This is a genomic window from Anaerostipes sp. 992a (genome assembly GCF_001940245.1).
Taxonomy (GTDB): Bacteria; Bacillota; Clostridia; order Lachnospirales; family Lachnospiraceae; genus Fimousia.
On sequence record NZ_MJIG01000004.1, the window covers coordinates 502,831 to 517,781 of the forward strand.

Consider the following 14,951-nt stretch of genomic DNA (forward strand, 5'->3'; position numbering starts at 1 on the left):
TGTTTCCACCTTTCTCCTGTAAACAGGCTGTTCTTGTCTACATTTCTTCTTCTTTTAATTTCTCAAATTGTTCTTGAGACATGATTACTTTTCGAGGTTTGGTCCCCTCTTCCTCCCCTACAACTCCTGCTTCGCATAACTGGTCCATCAGCCGGGATGCCCGGTTAAAACCAATCTTAAACACTCTCTGCAGGCTTGCAATGGATGCTTTATCTTTATCAATAATGAAGCTGGCAGCATCAAAAAAGTATTCATCCCGGCCATTTGCATCTCCGCCGGATAACTTCTGTGCTGAAGCCTCTATTACCTTCTTAACGTCAGGCTGATAGGAATCCTCTACGGCCTGTTGCTTTAAATATCCGACTACATCTGCCACCTCTTCATCGGATACAAATGCTCCCTGAACACGGATCGGCTTCTTATATCCGGAAGGATAAAAGAGCATATCCCCTTTGCCCAATAGCTTTTCCGCCCCATTCATATCAATGATGGTTCTGGAATCCACACCAGAGGAAACTGCAAATGCAATTCTGGATGGTACATTGGCTTTGATCAGCCCGGTAATGACATTCACAGACGGTCTCTGAGTTGCAATGACCAGATGAATTCCGGCTGCTCTTGCCAGCTGAGTCAGACGTACGATCGCATCTTCCACATCATGGGATGCTACCATCATCAAATCCGCAAGCTCGTCAATGATGATCACGATCTGTGGGAGTTTCTTAAAGTCTTCTCCTTCTTTCCCCTGGGCCTTCATTCGTTCTACCTTCTGATTGTAAGCCTTGATGTTTCGGGCATTTACCTCTGCAAACTTATTGTATCGATCCGTCATCTCCATCACTGCCCAATTAAGTGCTCCCGCCGCCTGCTTTGGATCTGTGACAACTGGAATCAGCAGATGAGGGATTCCCTGATAAACACTTAATTCCACTACTTTGGGATCGATCATAATTAATTTTACATCCTTTGGATTGGCTTTGTAAAGGATACTCATAATAATTGTGTTAATACAGACCGATTTTCCTGAGCCAGTTGCTCCGGCGATCAACAGATGAGGCATTCCCTCTATGTCTGCGATCACTACTTTTCCTGCCAGATCCTTTCCTACTGCAAATCCAATATTGGATGGAAAATGCTTAAACTCCTGATTATCGATCAGATCCCGGAATGTTACTGTCTGATTCGTCCGATTTGGTACTTCAATCCCAATGGCTGCTTTCCCAGGAATCGGTGCTTCAATTCGAATATCTGCTGCCGCAAGATTCAGCTTAATATCGTCAGAAAGTCCTACGATCTTGCTGACCTTAACCCCCTGCTCCGGCTGTAGCTCAAATCGGGTCACCGTTGGACCACTGCTTACATTTGTTATGGTAACATTAACACCAAAATTTTTCAATGTCTGCTGAAGTCTAGCCGCTGTCTCCCGCAGCTCATGTTGACTGCTTCTGACTGGAGGTGCTCCCTTTTTCAGCAACTGAATGGGGGGAAAGGAATAATCATCATCTTCCCTCTCTGCCGCTACCGGAATCTCCACCTTAATGGGTTCTTCTTTCTTTTCCGCATGCGTTCTACGCTTTGGCTTTATGGCTTCTGCCGAAAAAGCCTCTTCCTCCTGAAAGAATTCCTCCTTCACAGCTGTCGGTTGTTCTGCTATGTAATCTTCCTGTTTCGGTTCTTCCTCAAATACGATCGGTACTTCCTTTTCCCTGACAGGTTTCTTGCGTTCTTGGACCCGTTCTTTTGTTTTCGCTGAAATCTTCTTCCCTTCTTTACTTCCGGTACCACTCTTTCGTTGTGGTCTGGATGCCGGTTTCTCACGCTTGGATGTACGTTTTTGCCTTGCTGTAAAAAGTGCTTTTAATCCCTTCATGAATGATCGTTCCGTAATCAACATCAAGGAAACTAAGGAAATCAAGATCGTAAAGATCACTGAACCTGCAGTTCCTAAGGCATTACGAAACAGATAAAGAAAGCTTCCGCCAAACAGGCCTCCACCTGTCCTTTGTCCGCTTCCCAGAAAAAACATCTGAGCAAAATCCTCCTGATGAATGTCACATATCATCTGGGCAAAAACAGATGCCATACAGGTTAAAATTCCTCCCAGAATCGTCTTCTTCACTGCCAGACTGCTAAACTTATTAGAGATCAGCAGCAATGAGAAAAATAGTATTACAAACGGTACTCCGTACTGAATCACTCCGAAAATGCCAAAGAAAAATTCACTGAATGCTTTTCCTACAGCCCCACAAACCCCAAAGTTACTAAGGAACATAAAAATCGACAGGGCAATCATAAACCATGCGGCAATCTCATCATAAAAAGATACAAAATCCCGTCCGCCCTTTTTTCGTCTCTTTGTTTTTCTTCTTTTTTGAGTCATCTTACTCCCTCCTATAGAACCACATGATAGAAATGGACGATGCAATCCTATCATGCAGTCACTATTTCCTTATTGTACTATTCCCGTAAAAATATTTCAATACTAATTCTCTTTTTCTCTCTCCCCAATCAGTCTTCGCAGTTCCTTTACTGCTTCCCTGATTCCTCCTACCCGGGTGATGACTCCTTCCTTTACTGCCTGCTCTCCCACAAGAATGGTTCCTAAATCCTTCGTCAGCTGTCCAGTATTTAACATCATCTCTTCCAGCCGTTCCTTCCTTGCCTTGCAATGTTCTTCGATAAACCCTATGATACGGTCCTGCATCTGTTGAAAATAATCATATGTCTGAGGTGCACCAATAACCATGCCGCTCATCCGTACCGGATGAATGACCATTGTTCCTGTTGGAACAATAAAAGAACAGTCCGTAGATACGGCAATGGGAACTCCAATAGAATGACTGCCGCCAAGTACAAGGGATACCGTTGGTACGGTTAATGATGCGATCATTTCTGCAATGGCAAGTCCGGCTTCCACATCTCCTCCTTCCGTATTTAACAACACTAAAACACCATCTACGTCTCTGTCTCGTTCGATCTGGGCCAGCTTTGGAAGAAGCTCCTCATACTTTGTAGCCTTACTCTGCCCACCAGCTGCCTGATGACCTTCTATCTCTCCAATGATTACGATTAATTCTATCTTCTCCATATTCACACCTCATACAGTTTTATACTTAGTATGAGACATTTTCTTTAGAATATACCATTTCTTTCAAAAAAAATCCTGCTCTGCAGGATTCTACGCCTGCGGCGGGTCGCTCTTGCGACATCCTCCTATCCGCCGCAGTGCGATCCTCACGGAGTGTTTTTATGGAATAGGAAAAAATTTCCTATTCCATAAAAAAGGGAGCTACGCTCCTTGAGAAAATCAAAAAAGATTTTCTCTCACAGCAATAGCTCCCTGATCATAACGTTATCTTTCTTCTTCTGCTATTTCAAAAGAAATCAACAGATCTTCTTGATTTACAGAATCACCTTCCTGAACGTAAATCTTATCTACTTTACCATTGACCTTAGAAACAACCGTTGTTTCCATCTTCATTGCCTCTACTGTCATAAGTGGCATATTCACAGTTACCTCATCGCCTTCTTTTACAAGAATTCCACCAACGGTACCTGGAATAGTAGAACCTAAATGTCCTGGATTACGCTTATCTGCTTTTAATCTTCTATCTGCCTTTACTTCCAGATTCTTATCTAAAATCTTGATCTCACGCATAGAACCATTTACTTCAAATGCAAGTGTTCTCATACCTTCCTGATCCGGTTCAGACATTTCTATAAATTTAACGATTACGTCTTTTCCTTCTCCGATGTTCAAGATAGTCTCTTCTCCTTTGCGCAGACCATAGAAGTACACATGGCTTTCCAAACGGCTTACATCGTTATATTCTTCCAAATGTTCACAGTAATCTTCATAAACACGTGGATATAATGCATAACTGATGGATTTTTGTTCCATAACATCTGGATCTTCCATCTTTGGAAGATAATATTCTTCCTTTAGTTTCTTTTCGATGGCATCGAAATCCACTGGATCCAACAGTGAGCCCGGACGAACGCTGATAGCTTCTTTATCCTTCAATACAATTCTCTGTAACTCTTCTGGGAATCCGCCTTCTGGCTGCCCGATCATACCCTGGAAATATTCTACAACGGAATCCGGATAGGATAATTCTCTTCCTTCGGTTAAAATATTCTGTGCATTCAGACCATTTTTAAACATAAAGATGGCAAAATCTCCAACTACCTTGGAAGATGGTGTTACTTTTACGATATTTCCCAGAAGATGGTTCGCTTCTTTATATAATTGCTTGATTTCCTCAAAGTTTTCTCCAGCACCCATTTCTTTTACCTGTGCTAACAGGTTAGAATACTGACCGCCTGGAATCTCGTATTTATAAATTTCTGTATTCGGTGCATCCATACCGCTTTCGAATGTTTTATATACCTTACGTACGTTTTCATAATACTGGCTCAATACGGTCAGTTCTTCTGGGGCCAATCCAGTATCTCTCTTAGAACCTCTCAATGCTTCTACCAGTGAGTTCATGCATGGGTTACTTGTTAGAGAACTCATGGAGCCGATGGCACAGTCTACAATATCTACACCAGCCTCTGCTGCCATCAATAACGTGCTGACTCCGTTACCGGTAGAATCATGGGTATGCAGATGTACCGGAATCTTTAATTCTGATTTCAATGCAGTAATCAGCTCTTTTGCTGCATATGGTTTTAATAATGCAGCCATATCCTTGATCGCAAAAGTATGTACACCTAAGCTTTCCAATTCTTTTGCTTTCTTTACATAATAATCTAACGTGTATTTTGTTTCATTTGGGCTTAAGATATCACCGGTATAGCATAAGGTACCTTCTACGATCTTTCCGGTCTTTAAGGCCTCATCAATTGGCATCTTCATGTTCTCTACCCAGTTTAAGCTATCAAAAATACGGAATACATCAATGCCTTCATGAGCAGCAACTTTGATAAACTTCTTAACCACATTGTCTGGATAATTGCTGTATCCAACAGCATTGGAAGCTCGAAGAAGCATTTGGATCAGGGTATTTGGCATACGCTTTCTTAAAATAGTCAGTCGATCCCATGGTGATTCTTTTAAGAAACGATAAGCAGTATCATAGGTTGCTCCTCCCCATGCCTCTACGGAGAACGCATTCTGCATATATTTATTTGTGGCAGCTGCTGCCCCAACCAAATCTTTGGTTCTCATACGTGTTGCCATTAAAGACTGTTGTGCATCACGCATTGTGGTATCTGTAATATATAATTTATCTTCTTTTAAAATCTTCTGAGTAAATCCTTCTGCCCCTAATTTTAAAAACTCATCACGTGCACCATATACTGGTTCCTGATCATCAACGATAATATCCTTCCGCTCTTCAAAAAATGGTTTTTCCACTGGATTGACATTAACCATTTTATTTCCAATAAAGGCTAAAATCTTTGTCGCACGGTCTGCACTCTGATGCAGATCAAACAGTTCCGGTGTTTCTTCAATAAATGTAGTATAGCATTCCCCAATCTGGAACGTTGGATGATTCAATACATTGATCAGGAATGGAATATTGGTCTTTACTCCACGAATACGTGTTTCTTTTAAAACACGAATAGACTTCTTTACGGCTGCTTCAAAGGTTCTGTCATGAGAAATCGCCTTTACGAGTAAGCTGTCATAATATGGAAGAATTTGTGCTCCAACATACGCATTTCCTCCATCCAGACGAATTCCATTACCAGCACCAGAGCGGTATACATCAATCTTTCCTGTATCTGGAAGGAATCCATTCGCTGGGTCTTCGGTCGTAATACGAGTCTGGATTGCGTAACCATTTACCTGAATGCTATCCTGGGAAGGAATTGCCACTTCCTTAGAATCTAACGGATAGCCTTCTGCGATGAGAATCTGTGACTGCACCAGATCGATGCCTGTAATCTCTTCTGAAATCGTATGCTCTACCTGGATACGTGGATTCATCTCAATAAAGTATGGATGGTTATCCGCATCTACTAAGAATTCCAGCGTACCTGCATTCTTATATCCTACTTTTTTAGCAAGACGAATGGAAGACTCAAAGATCTGCTCTCTTACTTCATCTGGAACACTGAATGCTGGTGCGTATTCAACTACCTTCTGATGTCTTCTCTGTACAGAACAGTCTCTATCATATAAATGAACCACATTACCATACTGGTCTCCTAAAATCTGTACTTCAATATGTTTTGGGCTCTTTAAATACTTTTCAATGAAAATCTGGTCATCTCCAAATGCCTTCTTAGATTCATCTCTTGCTTCTGCATATTCTTTTGGCATTTCTTCACGACTATTCACGATACGCATCCCACGTCCGCCGCCTCCATTGGAAGCTTTTAACATGACCGGATAACCAATTTCGTCTGCAATCTTAATGACAGTTTCTTCATCGTGGATTGCATAATCTACACCAGGAATAATCGGTACGTCTGCCTCAATCGCCATCTTCTTAGAAGAAATCTTATCTCCCATCGCTCTCATTAAATCCGCAGATGGTCCGATAAATGTAATTCCATTGGCTTCACAGGCTTCCACAAACTCTGGATTCTCGGATAAGAATCCATATCCTGGATGAATTGCATCTACCTTCTTTTCCTTAGCAATTCGAATAATGGTATTAATATCCAGATAAGCATCTACTGGTCCTTTTTCTGGATTTAACATATAAGATTCATCTGCTTTGGAACGGAATAATGCATAACGGTCTTCTTTGGAGAAAATCCCAACAGTTGTGATACCCAACTCGTTCAGTGCACGAAACACGCGAATTGCAATTTCACCACGGTTTGCAACTAATACTTTTTTAAATTTTTTGATTGCCATTCTTTTTTCTCTCCTTTAATTATATTCAGATATCGATATTTTACCTTTCTACCCTCCAGCAAAATGCTGTATGTGATTCAGTATATAATATTTTTGAATAATCTTCAAGCCAATGTTGCAAAGCTTATGAAAGATATACAAAATTATAAGAAAAATTCCCTATCTTTTTTCTCTTTTTGAAATTTTTCCCTATATAAAATCTCATTTTATATATTTAAGACTACAATCATATCATGGGATAAGCGTATATCCCAAAGGGTTTTTCTTACATAAGAAATTCGAGTAATCTCTTATGTAAGAAAAAAAGAGGCTTACCATGGGTAAACCTCTTCCTATCATACAAAATCCTTAAAACAATCCGATGGATTATTCTTCTGTTTTTGCTGTATCGATTGCTTTCATGCTTAAGCTGATCTTTCTCTCGTCTTTCTTAAAATCAACAACTTTTGCTGTAATTTCCTGACCTACAGATAATACATCTGAAGGTTTTTCAATATGTTCTTTTGCAATCTGAGATACATGTAATAAAGCATCCATGCCTGGTTCTAATTCAACGAAAGCACCGAAATCTGTCATTCTTGCAACTTTACCAGTTACAACATTACCTACTGCATATTTGTCAGCAGCTGTTAACCAAGGATTTTCTTCTGGGAACTTTAAGCTTAATGCAATCTTTTCACCCTGGATGTCTTTGATTAATACAGTCACTTTTTCGCCAACTTTAAATACTTTCTTAGGATTTTCTACACGTCCCCAAGACATTTCAGAAATGTGTAATAATCCATCAGCACCGCCCAAATCGATAAATGCACCGAAGTCTGTTACGTTCTTAACAGTACCTTCAACCTTCATACCTACTTCGATCTTAGCAAATAATTCTTTCTGTTTTTCTAACTTAGCAGCTACTAATAACTGTTTTCTATCACCGATGATTCTTCTCTTACGAGGATTAAATTCGCTGATTACAAACTGGATTTCTTTTCCAGCGTATTTCTTTAAATCTTTTTCGTAAGTATCAGATACTAAGCTTGCAGGAATGAAGACTCTTGCTTCTTCAACAACAACGCTTAAACCACCATCTAATACCTGTGCAACTGTAGCTGTTAATACTTCTTTGTTATTGAACGCTTCTTCCAATCTCTTGTTACCACGTTCTGCTGCTAATCTCTTATATGTTAAAAGCACCTGGCCTTCACCATCGTTTACTTTTAATACTTTTGCTTCCATCGTATCTCCAACACTTACCTTAGTTGTAAGATCTACGTTAGATTCGTTAGAGTATTCGTTACGTGTGATAATACCATCTGCTTTATATCCGATGTTTAAGATGATCTCATCTTCTTTTACGTCAATAACTGTACCTTCTACTACCTCTCCATTATGAATTGTAACTAAGCTTTCTTCTAATAACTGTTCAAAACTCTTTTCTGTCATGCGAACATGAACCTCCTTGATAATTTTCTTTGGGGTTGAAGCCCCCGCTGTAATGCCAACCCTCTCCGCGGAACCTAACCGGTCAAAATCTAAGTCCTGCAGTGTCTGGATAAACAATGTGTTCGGACATTCCTTCTGACTGATTTCAAAAAGCTTCTGCGTATTAGAACTATGCCTGCCTCCGATAACAATCATGGCGTCCACAGTGGATGCGATCTCACGAGCTTCTATCTGTCGCTCTTCCGTGGCATTACAAATCGTGTTAAAAACACTTATATCATAACCTTTTTTAGAAATAATTTCAACCAATTCTTGAAATTTCTTGTAATTAAATGTCGTTTGTGATACAATGCTTAATTTTTTATCAGAAAATGGTTCCAATCTTTTTATGTCATCCAAAGATTCCAAAATCACCGGCTGACTCTGACACCATCCCCAGATTCCCTGTACTTCCGGATGCTTTGCATTTCCGATGATCACAACCTGATTTCCTTTTTCACTTTCTTCTAACACAATCTTATGTATTTTTCGGACAAATGGACAAGTGGCATCCACCAATTCCAGCCCTTGCTCCTGAATCAGGTCATAGATTTCTTTTTTTACTCCATGAGAACGGATAATGATGGTGCCTCTTTTTAATCTACTGATCTCCTCTTCCGTATCCAGACAGAATACACCATGCTTTTCTAAATCCCCCACTACTTCTTCATTATGGATAATGGGACCAAAAGTATACACATGCTCTTTTCCAGACTGGGCATAAGCCATATCCACTGCCCGCTGGACTCCAAAACAAAATCCTGCCGTCTTTGCCAATACTACTTCCATCCTATACCTCTCACTTACTGCATTTCTTCTGAAATGCTTTTTTAATCGTTTCCACTACTTCATCGATCGTCATATCGGAAGAATCCACCAATATGGCATCCTCTGCCTTCTTAAGCGGTGCAATCTCCCGATTCATATCCTGCTTATCTCTGATAATGATATCCTTTTCAATCTTCTCTAAGTCACACGGAACTCCCTTTGCCGTAAGCTCATCATAACGGCGCTTTGCTCGCACCTTGGAAGATGCCGTCAGATAAATCTTAAGATCTGCATTGGGAAGTACATTGGTCCCAATGTCCCTGCCATCCATCAGAATATCTGCTGTTTTTGCCATATCTCTTTGAAGATCCAGAAGTGCCGCACGGACTGCCGGAATAGAGGATGTCTTAGATGCCATATTCCCCACTTCCTCTTTTCGAATATAGCCATTGACATTTTCTCCGTTTAAAATCACCTGCTGCTCTCCGTTCTCATATTCAATCGTCACATGAATCTGAGGGCATAAAGCAGTAATTTCCTCAATATGATCCGGACTGATTTCCCTTCGTAAAAAATAAAGTGCCATGGCACGATACATCGCACCAGTATCTACATAAATGAACGATAATTCTTTTGCAATTCTTTTTGCAATGGTACTTTTCCCTGCTCCTGCAGGTCCATCAATTGCAATACTGTACATAACTTTTTCCTCCTCTATCCTTTCTCGGTGACACAGCTGATTCCAGCAAGATATCCGGTGGACCATGCAATCTGTAAGTTAAAACCTCCCGTCACTGCATCTAAATCCAACACCTCACCGGCAAAATATAATCCCTGTACCAGATTAGACTCCATGGTACTTGGATTGATTTCCTTCACGTGGATACCCCCCTGTGTAATAATGGCTTCGTTATATCCTCTGAGTCCCGTTGCTGTCAGTGTAAATTCTTTTATTGCAGACACCAGGTTCTGTCGTTCCTCCCTGGTAATCACATTCACCTTCTTCTCCGGATCGATTCCGCTTCGATCGATGATCACCGGAATCATTTTCTTCGGCAAAAGCTCATGTAATACATTTTTAAACTGCTTATTATGATTCTTCTCAAAATCCCGTAATATACGCTGATCCAGCTGTTCTTTTGACAAGGCCGGTTTTAGATCGATCACGATTCTACATGGATCCTTCTTAAGAATGCCGCCCACATAGGCGCTGGCACTGATGATCGTAGGTCCGCTGATCCCAAAATGGGTAAATAGAAGCTCTCCAAAATCCTCGTACACCTTCTTCTTTCCTGACCATACACTCACCTGACAGTTTCTTAAGGATAATCCCTGTAAGCGTTGGCAAGCATCCCCATCTACCTGAAATGGCACCAGAGATGGTCTGCATTCTCTGATCTTATGTCCTGCCTCTGATGCAAAGCCATATCCATCTCCCGTAGAACCGGTGGATGGATAAGAAAGTCCTCCTGTTGTAACGATAACGGCATCTGCCAGATATTCTTTTTCCTTGCAGACAACGCCTTTTGCTCTGCCCTCTTCCATGATGAGACGATCCACCTTGCTTTCTAGCCGAATCCTCACTCCAAGCCGTTTCAGCTCTCTGCTTAAGGCAAAGATGACATCTGAAGATTTGTCTGATACTGGAAATACCCGATTGCCCCGTTCTACTTTCACCGGACAACCCAGCTCCTCAAAAAAATCCATGACCATATCATTGGTAAATCCATAAAAAGCGCTATATAAAAAGTTTCCATTGGAAACCATATTGGGGAACAGATCCTCGATATCGCAGGCATTGGTAAGATTACACCGGCCTTTTCCAGTAATATAAATCTTTTTCCCTAATTTTTCATTTTTTTCAAATAGTATAACATCTGCACCCTGTCTGGCTGCCCAGATAGCTGCCATCATACCGGCAGCTCCTCCTCCGACAACCACTACGTTACATGAGTTTTTTATCATAAATGTCGTATTCCTTCCACATTTCTTCTAAGATTTTAAATCGTTTTGCCACATCATCCTTCATTCGGATAGAAATTGCCACTGCCAGCGCATTGATAACACTCAATGGTGCTGTCAGTGAATCCACAACGGCCATAACGTCACTTTTAGCAATCAGATTAATCTTGGATCTTGAAGTCATCGGTGACTGCATGCTATCTGTAATGGCAATGGTAGTGGCCCCTGCCCTGCTCGCAAACTGCTGAACCTGTGCTGTGATCCTTGAATATCTGGGAAAACTGATTCCAATAAAGACATCTTCCGGTTTGATTCTGTGAATCTGCTCAAACACACCGACTTCTCCGTTGAAATCGACAACCTCAACATCATCCAGAATCATTTTCAAATAATACCCTAAAAACTCAGCCAGAAATCCAGAACTTCTTGCTCCAATGATATACACCTTACGTGCGGTCACAATACTCTCTATCGCCTTTTCAAATTCTGCCTCATCAATCTCCGCAATTGTTTCCTTGATTCGATTCATATCTGTCTTTAAAATTGATTTTAATGGATTGCGATTGCCATAACGCTTCACCGCACCTTCCAATCGCTGCAGAGAGCTTGACTGGGTCTTTACAATGACATTCATCGCCTTTTGTAGCTCTGGATACCCATCATAATCCAGTTCATATGCAAATCTTACTACCGTAGACTCGCTGACTCCCGCTTCTTTTCCCAATTTGGAAGCAGTAAGAAATGCCGCCTTATCATATTCTTTTAAAATATAATCTGCAAGCTTCCTCTGGCCTTTGCTAAATCCATTTTCTTTCGCTTTTATTCTCTCAATTAAATCCACGTCTGCCTCGCTTTCTATGTCTGCTCTTTTATTCTCTGCTAAATAATCAGCATAGCATCTCCGAAACTAAAGAATCGATAACGTTCTTTTACTGCTTCCTGATATGCTTCTAATATATGTTCTCTTCCAGCCAATGCGGATACCAGCATCAAAAGTGTTGATTCTGGAAGATGGAAATTGGTAATCAATCCATCGATCACTTTAAATTGATAGCCTGGATAAATAAAGATTTCTGTCCATCCGCTTCCAGCCCGAACCATACCATTCTCATCTGCTACAGACTCTAAGGTCCTCGTACTGGTCGTTCCTACAGAAATAATTCTTCCTCCTGCCTGTTTCGTATCATTGATGCACTTGGCATCCTCTTCCTCGATACTATAAAATTCTGAATGCATATGGTGATCCAGAATATTTTCTACCTTTACCGGGCGGAAGGTACCAAGTCCTACATGTAGTGTTACATTGGCAATCTTTATGCCCTTCTCCTGAATCTTTTTCAAAAGCTCCTTCGTAAAATGAAGGCCAGCTGTTGGTGCTGCTGCAGATCCATTATGCTTAGCATACACGGTCTGATAACGTTCCTTATCCTTCAGCTGATGGGTGATATAAGGTGGAAGCGGCATTTCTCCCAACTGATCCAATACTTCTTCAAAAATGCCTTCATATTCAAATCGAATCAATCGATTTCCCTCTTCCACAACATCGATAACTTCTCCAACCAGCAGGTTATCACCGAAGACAATTCTGGCACCCGGTCTCGCCTTTTTCCCCGGCTTTACCAGTGTTTCCCAAACATTGTCCTGTTTTCTTTTTAATAAAAGCACCTCAATCTTGGCTCCAGTTCCTTCCTTGGCTCCAATCAGCCTTGCTGGCAGCACTCTGGTATTATTGAGCACCAGGCAGTCTCCCGGATTCAAATAATCAATCACATCCTTAAAGATCTTATGCTGTCTCTCTCCCGTTTTTTTATCTAATACCAGCATCCTGGAACTAGATCTATCCTCCAACGGATCCTGTGCGATCAATTCTTCTGGTAAATCAAAATAAAAATCATGTAAATTCATTGTTCTTCCTTCCTACTCTATCAATAGTACAGTTTGGCACTGAACCACATATGAATTATAAACCATTCCCCTTTTATTTTCAAACAAATTGGCTAAGAATTGCAAATTTTTGAATCTTATGCTAACATATCCTTCAAAGATTTAAGAAAGGACACGATTATGAACAAAACAAAAAAGAGCAGGAATCCGTATCTGCTTTTCTTATTCTGGACTCCTCCTCTCATTATTATGTATATTATTTTTCAATTTTCTGCTGCTGATTCCGTACATTCCTCTGCTCTTAGTGATGGTATCACTGCTTTTTGGATTTCCTTCTTCAACCGAATGCTTTCTCTGGAGCTTTCTGTCCAGACACAGGCAGATTATGCCCTCCTGCTCCATACCTTTGTACGAAAATGCGGCCATTTTCTGGAATATACAGCACTTGGCTTTTCCCTTTTCCCCGCAATTTTCCATACCTTCCCCTGCGTTTCTTCCAAAAAGCACCTGCTCTATCCATGGATCATCGCTACCTGCTATGCTGCCAGTGACGAATTTCATCAATTATTTGTACCTGGAAGGGCTGGTATGTTCCGAGATATTCTGTTAGACAGCCTAGGAGCTGCTTTTGGCATTTTTTGTGTTTGTATGATCCATAATATTTTCCACCATCACAAAGCGGCATCGCACTAATGAAATGTCTGATGACTTTTATCCACATATAGAAGAAGTACCCCTCAATCATCTATTTTAATGATCGAGAGGCACTCTCTTCCACTTTATTTTATTTTATCTATCTTGCCATGCAGCATATATGGTCACGTTCTTTCCCTGAACCTCTGTTATAGGAATGGTACATGCCTCATCTACATACCAGCCAAGAAATGTTGCATCTTCTTTCTTTGGCTTCTTTAATTGAACCACTGTAGATCCGATATAAACTTCTGGATTCGCCACATGATTCTCTCCGCCATTGCATACATAGCGAATCTTATATTTACCAGTCACTGTTATCCGACAGGTTGCAGTTGCACCACTTCCATCCTTTGCCTCTGCAGTAATCCATGCAGTCCCCGGTCCAATTCCTACCACTTTTCCATCTTTGCTCACAGCTGCAACACGACTGTTAGAAGAACTCCACTTGACTCCTATTTCCCCACTGTCCGTTTCCACCTCTGCATGCAACTGATAACTATCCTCCTGATACAGTTCTTTCTGCTTTTCTGAAATGGAAACTATTGTTTTCGAATCCTTGGAAATGAATCGAATGCCAGGCTGAAGGGATTCTTCGGTGATTTCTCCATTCAATGCCTCCATTAAATACTCATAAAGCATGACATAAGCATCTTCTAATTCTGCAGATTCTACCACATACCCATCTTCAAACACTCCATCCTGTCTCAGAAACAGTGTTTCCTTCATTCCTACAATAGTATACTCTGCTGTCTCATCCAGATTTCTTCCGTCAATCTTCACATGCCTGATTTCCTTTGATCCATCCTGCTTTTCCCATACCTCATAGGTGATACCTGCCGTCTGTAAAAAAGTGCCATTTCCATCTACATTTGATTGAAGCGCAGTCAGAATCTTACGTCCTTTGATATTCACCTTACACATTTCCCGATTTTTACCCAGCACTTTTTTCAAATCGCTTTTTGTTATAGATCCTTTGTCAATTCCAGCTTTTATATCCGTCTGGCTGACAAATGCAACGTCTGCTTTTGTACTCCACAAAAAGGCATCCGCTACAAAGATTGCAAGCGGGTCCGCTTTCTCTTGGAATAGCGGCCTGCTCAAATCCACTTCGGACCTTCCACTCTTTTTTGTCAGCCTGTCTTTGTCTTCTTCCTGCTTTGTCTGTGCAGCTTCTGTATTTACCGAACCCATATATTCCATTCCGTATACGACAATCATTGCCCAAGCACCGATCAGAGCCGCTGACAATACGATCTTCTTCCAGCCTTTCATCGTTTCATTCCCCTTTCAGGCAATGCGGATTTCCTCTTCTTAATAAAACCCTCATTGCTTACTTTTATTCTAATAAAAG

Annotated in this window: 10 protein-coding genes; 1 reads left to right on the forward strand and 9 read right to left on the reverse strand. The window is 40.9% G+C overall.

All coding sequences use genetic code 11. From position 1 onward, the window contains the following. Positions 1-37 precede the first annotated feature (37 nt). The 8 genes from BHF69_RS06705 to queA all read right to left on the reverse strand — a co-directional run bounded on the left by BHF69_RS06705 (position 38) and on the right by queA (position 12,925). Positions 38-2,380, reverse strand: a complete 2,343-nt coding sequence (locus tag BHF69_RS06705) for an FtsK/SpoIIIE family DNA translocase (protein WP_075670274.1) — start codon at positions 2,378-2,380, stop codon at positions 38-40. Positions 2,381-2,482: 102 nt separating this feature from the next. Further along, positions 2,483-3,088, reverse strand: a complete 606-nt coding sequence (locus BHF69_RS06710; RefSeq protein ID WP_083651138.1) for a ClpP family protease — start codon at positions 3,086-3,088, stop codon at positions 2,483-2,485. A gap of 264 nt (positions 3,089-3,352) precedes the next feature. Further along, positions 3,353-6,817 (reverse strand): pyruvate carboxylase, encoded by a 3,465-nt coding sequence (locus BHF69_RS06715; RefSeq protein WP_075670275.1) that lies wholly within the window; start codon positions 6,815-6,817, stop codon positions 3,353-3,355. A gap of 366 nt (positions 6,818-7,183) precedes the next feature. After that, positions 7,184-9,079: a bifunctional 4-hydroxy-3-methylbut-2-enyl diphosphate reductase/30S ribosomal protein S1 gene (locus BHF69_RS06720; protein WP_075670276.1), complete on the reverse strand. Its 1,896-nt coding sequence runs from the start codon at positions 9,077-9,079 to the stop codon at positions 7,184-7,186. A 10-nt stretch (positions 9,080-9,089) separates the two neighbouring features. Beyond that, complete coding sequence (cmk, locus tag BHF69_RS06725; RefSeq protein WP_075670277.1) at positions 9,090-9,758, reverse strand: (d)CMP kinase; 669 nt, start codon at positions 9,756-9,758, stop codon at positions 9,090-9,092. A 14-nt stretch (positions 9,759-9,772) separates the two neighbouring features. Then, on the reverse strand, positions 9,773-11,023 hold the full coding sequence (locus BHF69_RS06730) for an NAD(P)/FAD-dependent oxidoreductase (RefSeq protein ID WP_075670278.1): 1,251 nt from the start codon (positions 11,021-11,023) through the stop codon (positions 9,773-9,775). Continuing rightward, positions 11,004-11,861, reverse strand: a complete 858-nt coding sequence (locus BHF69_RS06735; RefSeq protein WP_075670279.1) for a MurR/RpiR family transcriptional regulator — start codon at positions 11,859-11,861, stop codon at positions 11,004-11,006. Before BHF69_RS06735 ends, BHF69_RS06730 begins: the two co-directional genes overlap by 20 nt. A 38-nt stretch (positions 11,862-11,899) precedes the next feature. Then, a complete protein-coding gene (queA, locus tag BHF69_RS06740; protein WP_075670280.1) occupies positions 11,900-12,925 on the reverse strand; it encodes a tRNA preQ1(34) S-adenosylmethionine ribosyltransferase-isomerase QueA in 1,026 nt (341 codons plus the stop codon). A gap of 159 nt (positions 12,926-13,084) precedes the next feature. On the opposite strand from queA, the gene BHF69_RS06745 reads away from it, so the two are divergent. Next, positions 13,085-13,597: a VanZ family protein gene (locus BHF69_RS06745; protein WP_075670281.1), complete on the forward strand. Its 513-nt coding sequence runs from the start codon at positions 13,085-13,087 to the stop codon at positions 13,595-13,597. Between the two features lie 96 nt (positions 13,598-13,693). Here BHF69_RS06745 and BHF69_RS06750 read toward each other — a convergent pair whose 3' ends face one another. Further along, complete coding sequence (locus tag BHF69_RS06750) at positions 13,694-14,872, reverse strand: 5'-nucleotidase C-terminal domain-containing protein (RefSeq protein WP_075670282.1); 1,179 nt, start codon at positions 14,870-14,872, stop codon at positions 13,694-13,696. Between the last annotated feature and the right edge of the window lie 79 nt (positions 14,873-14,951).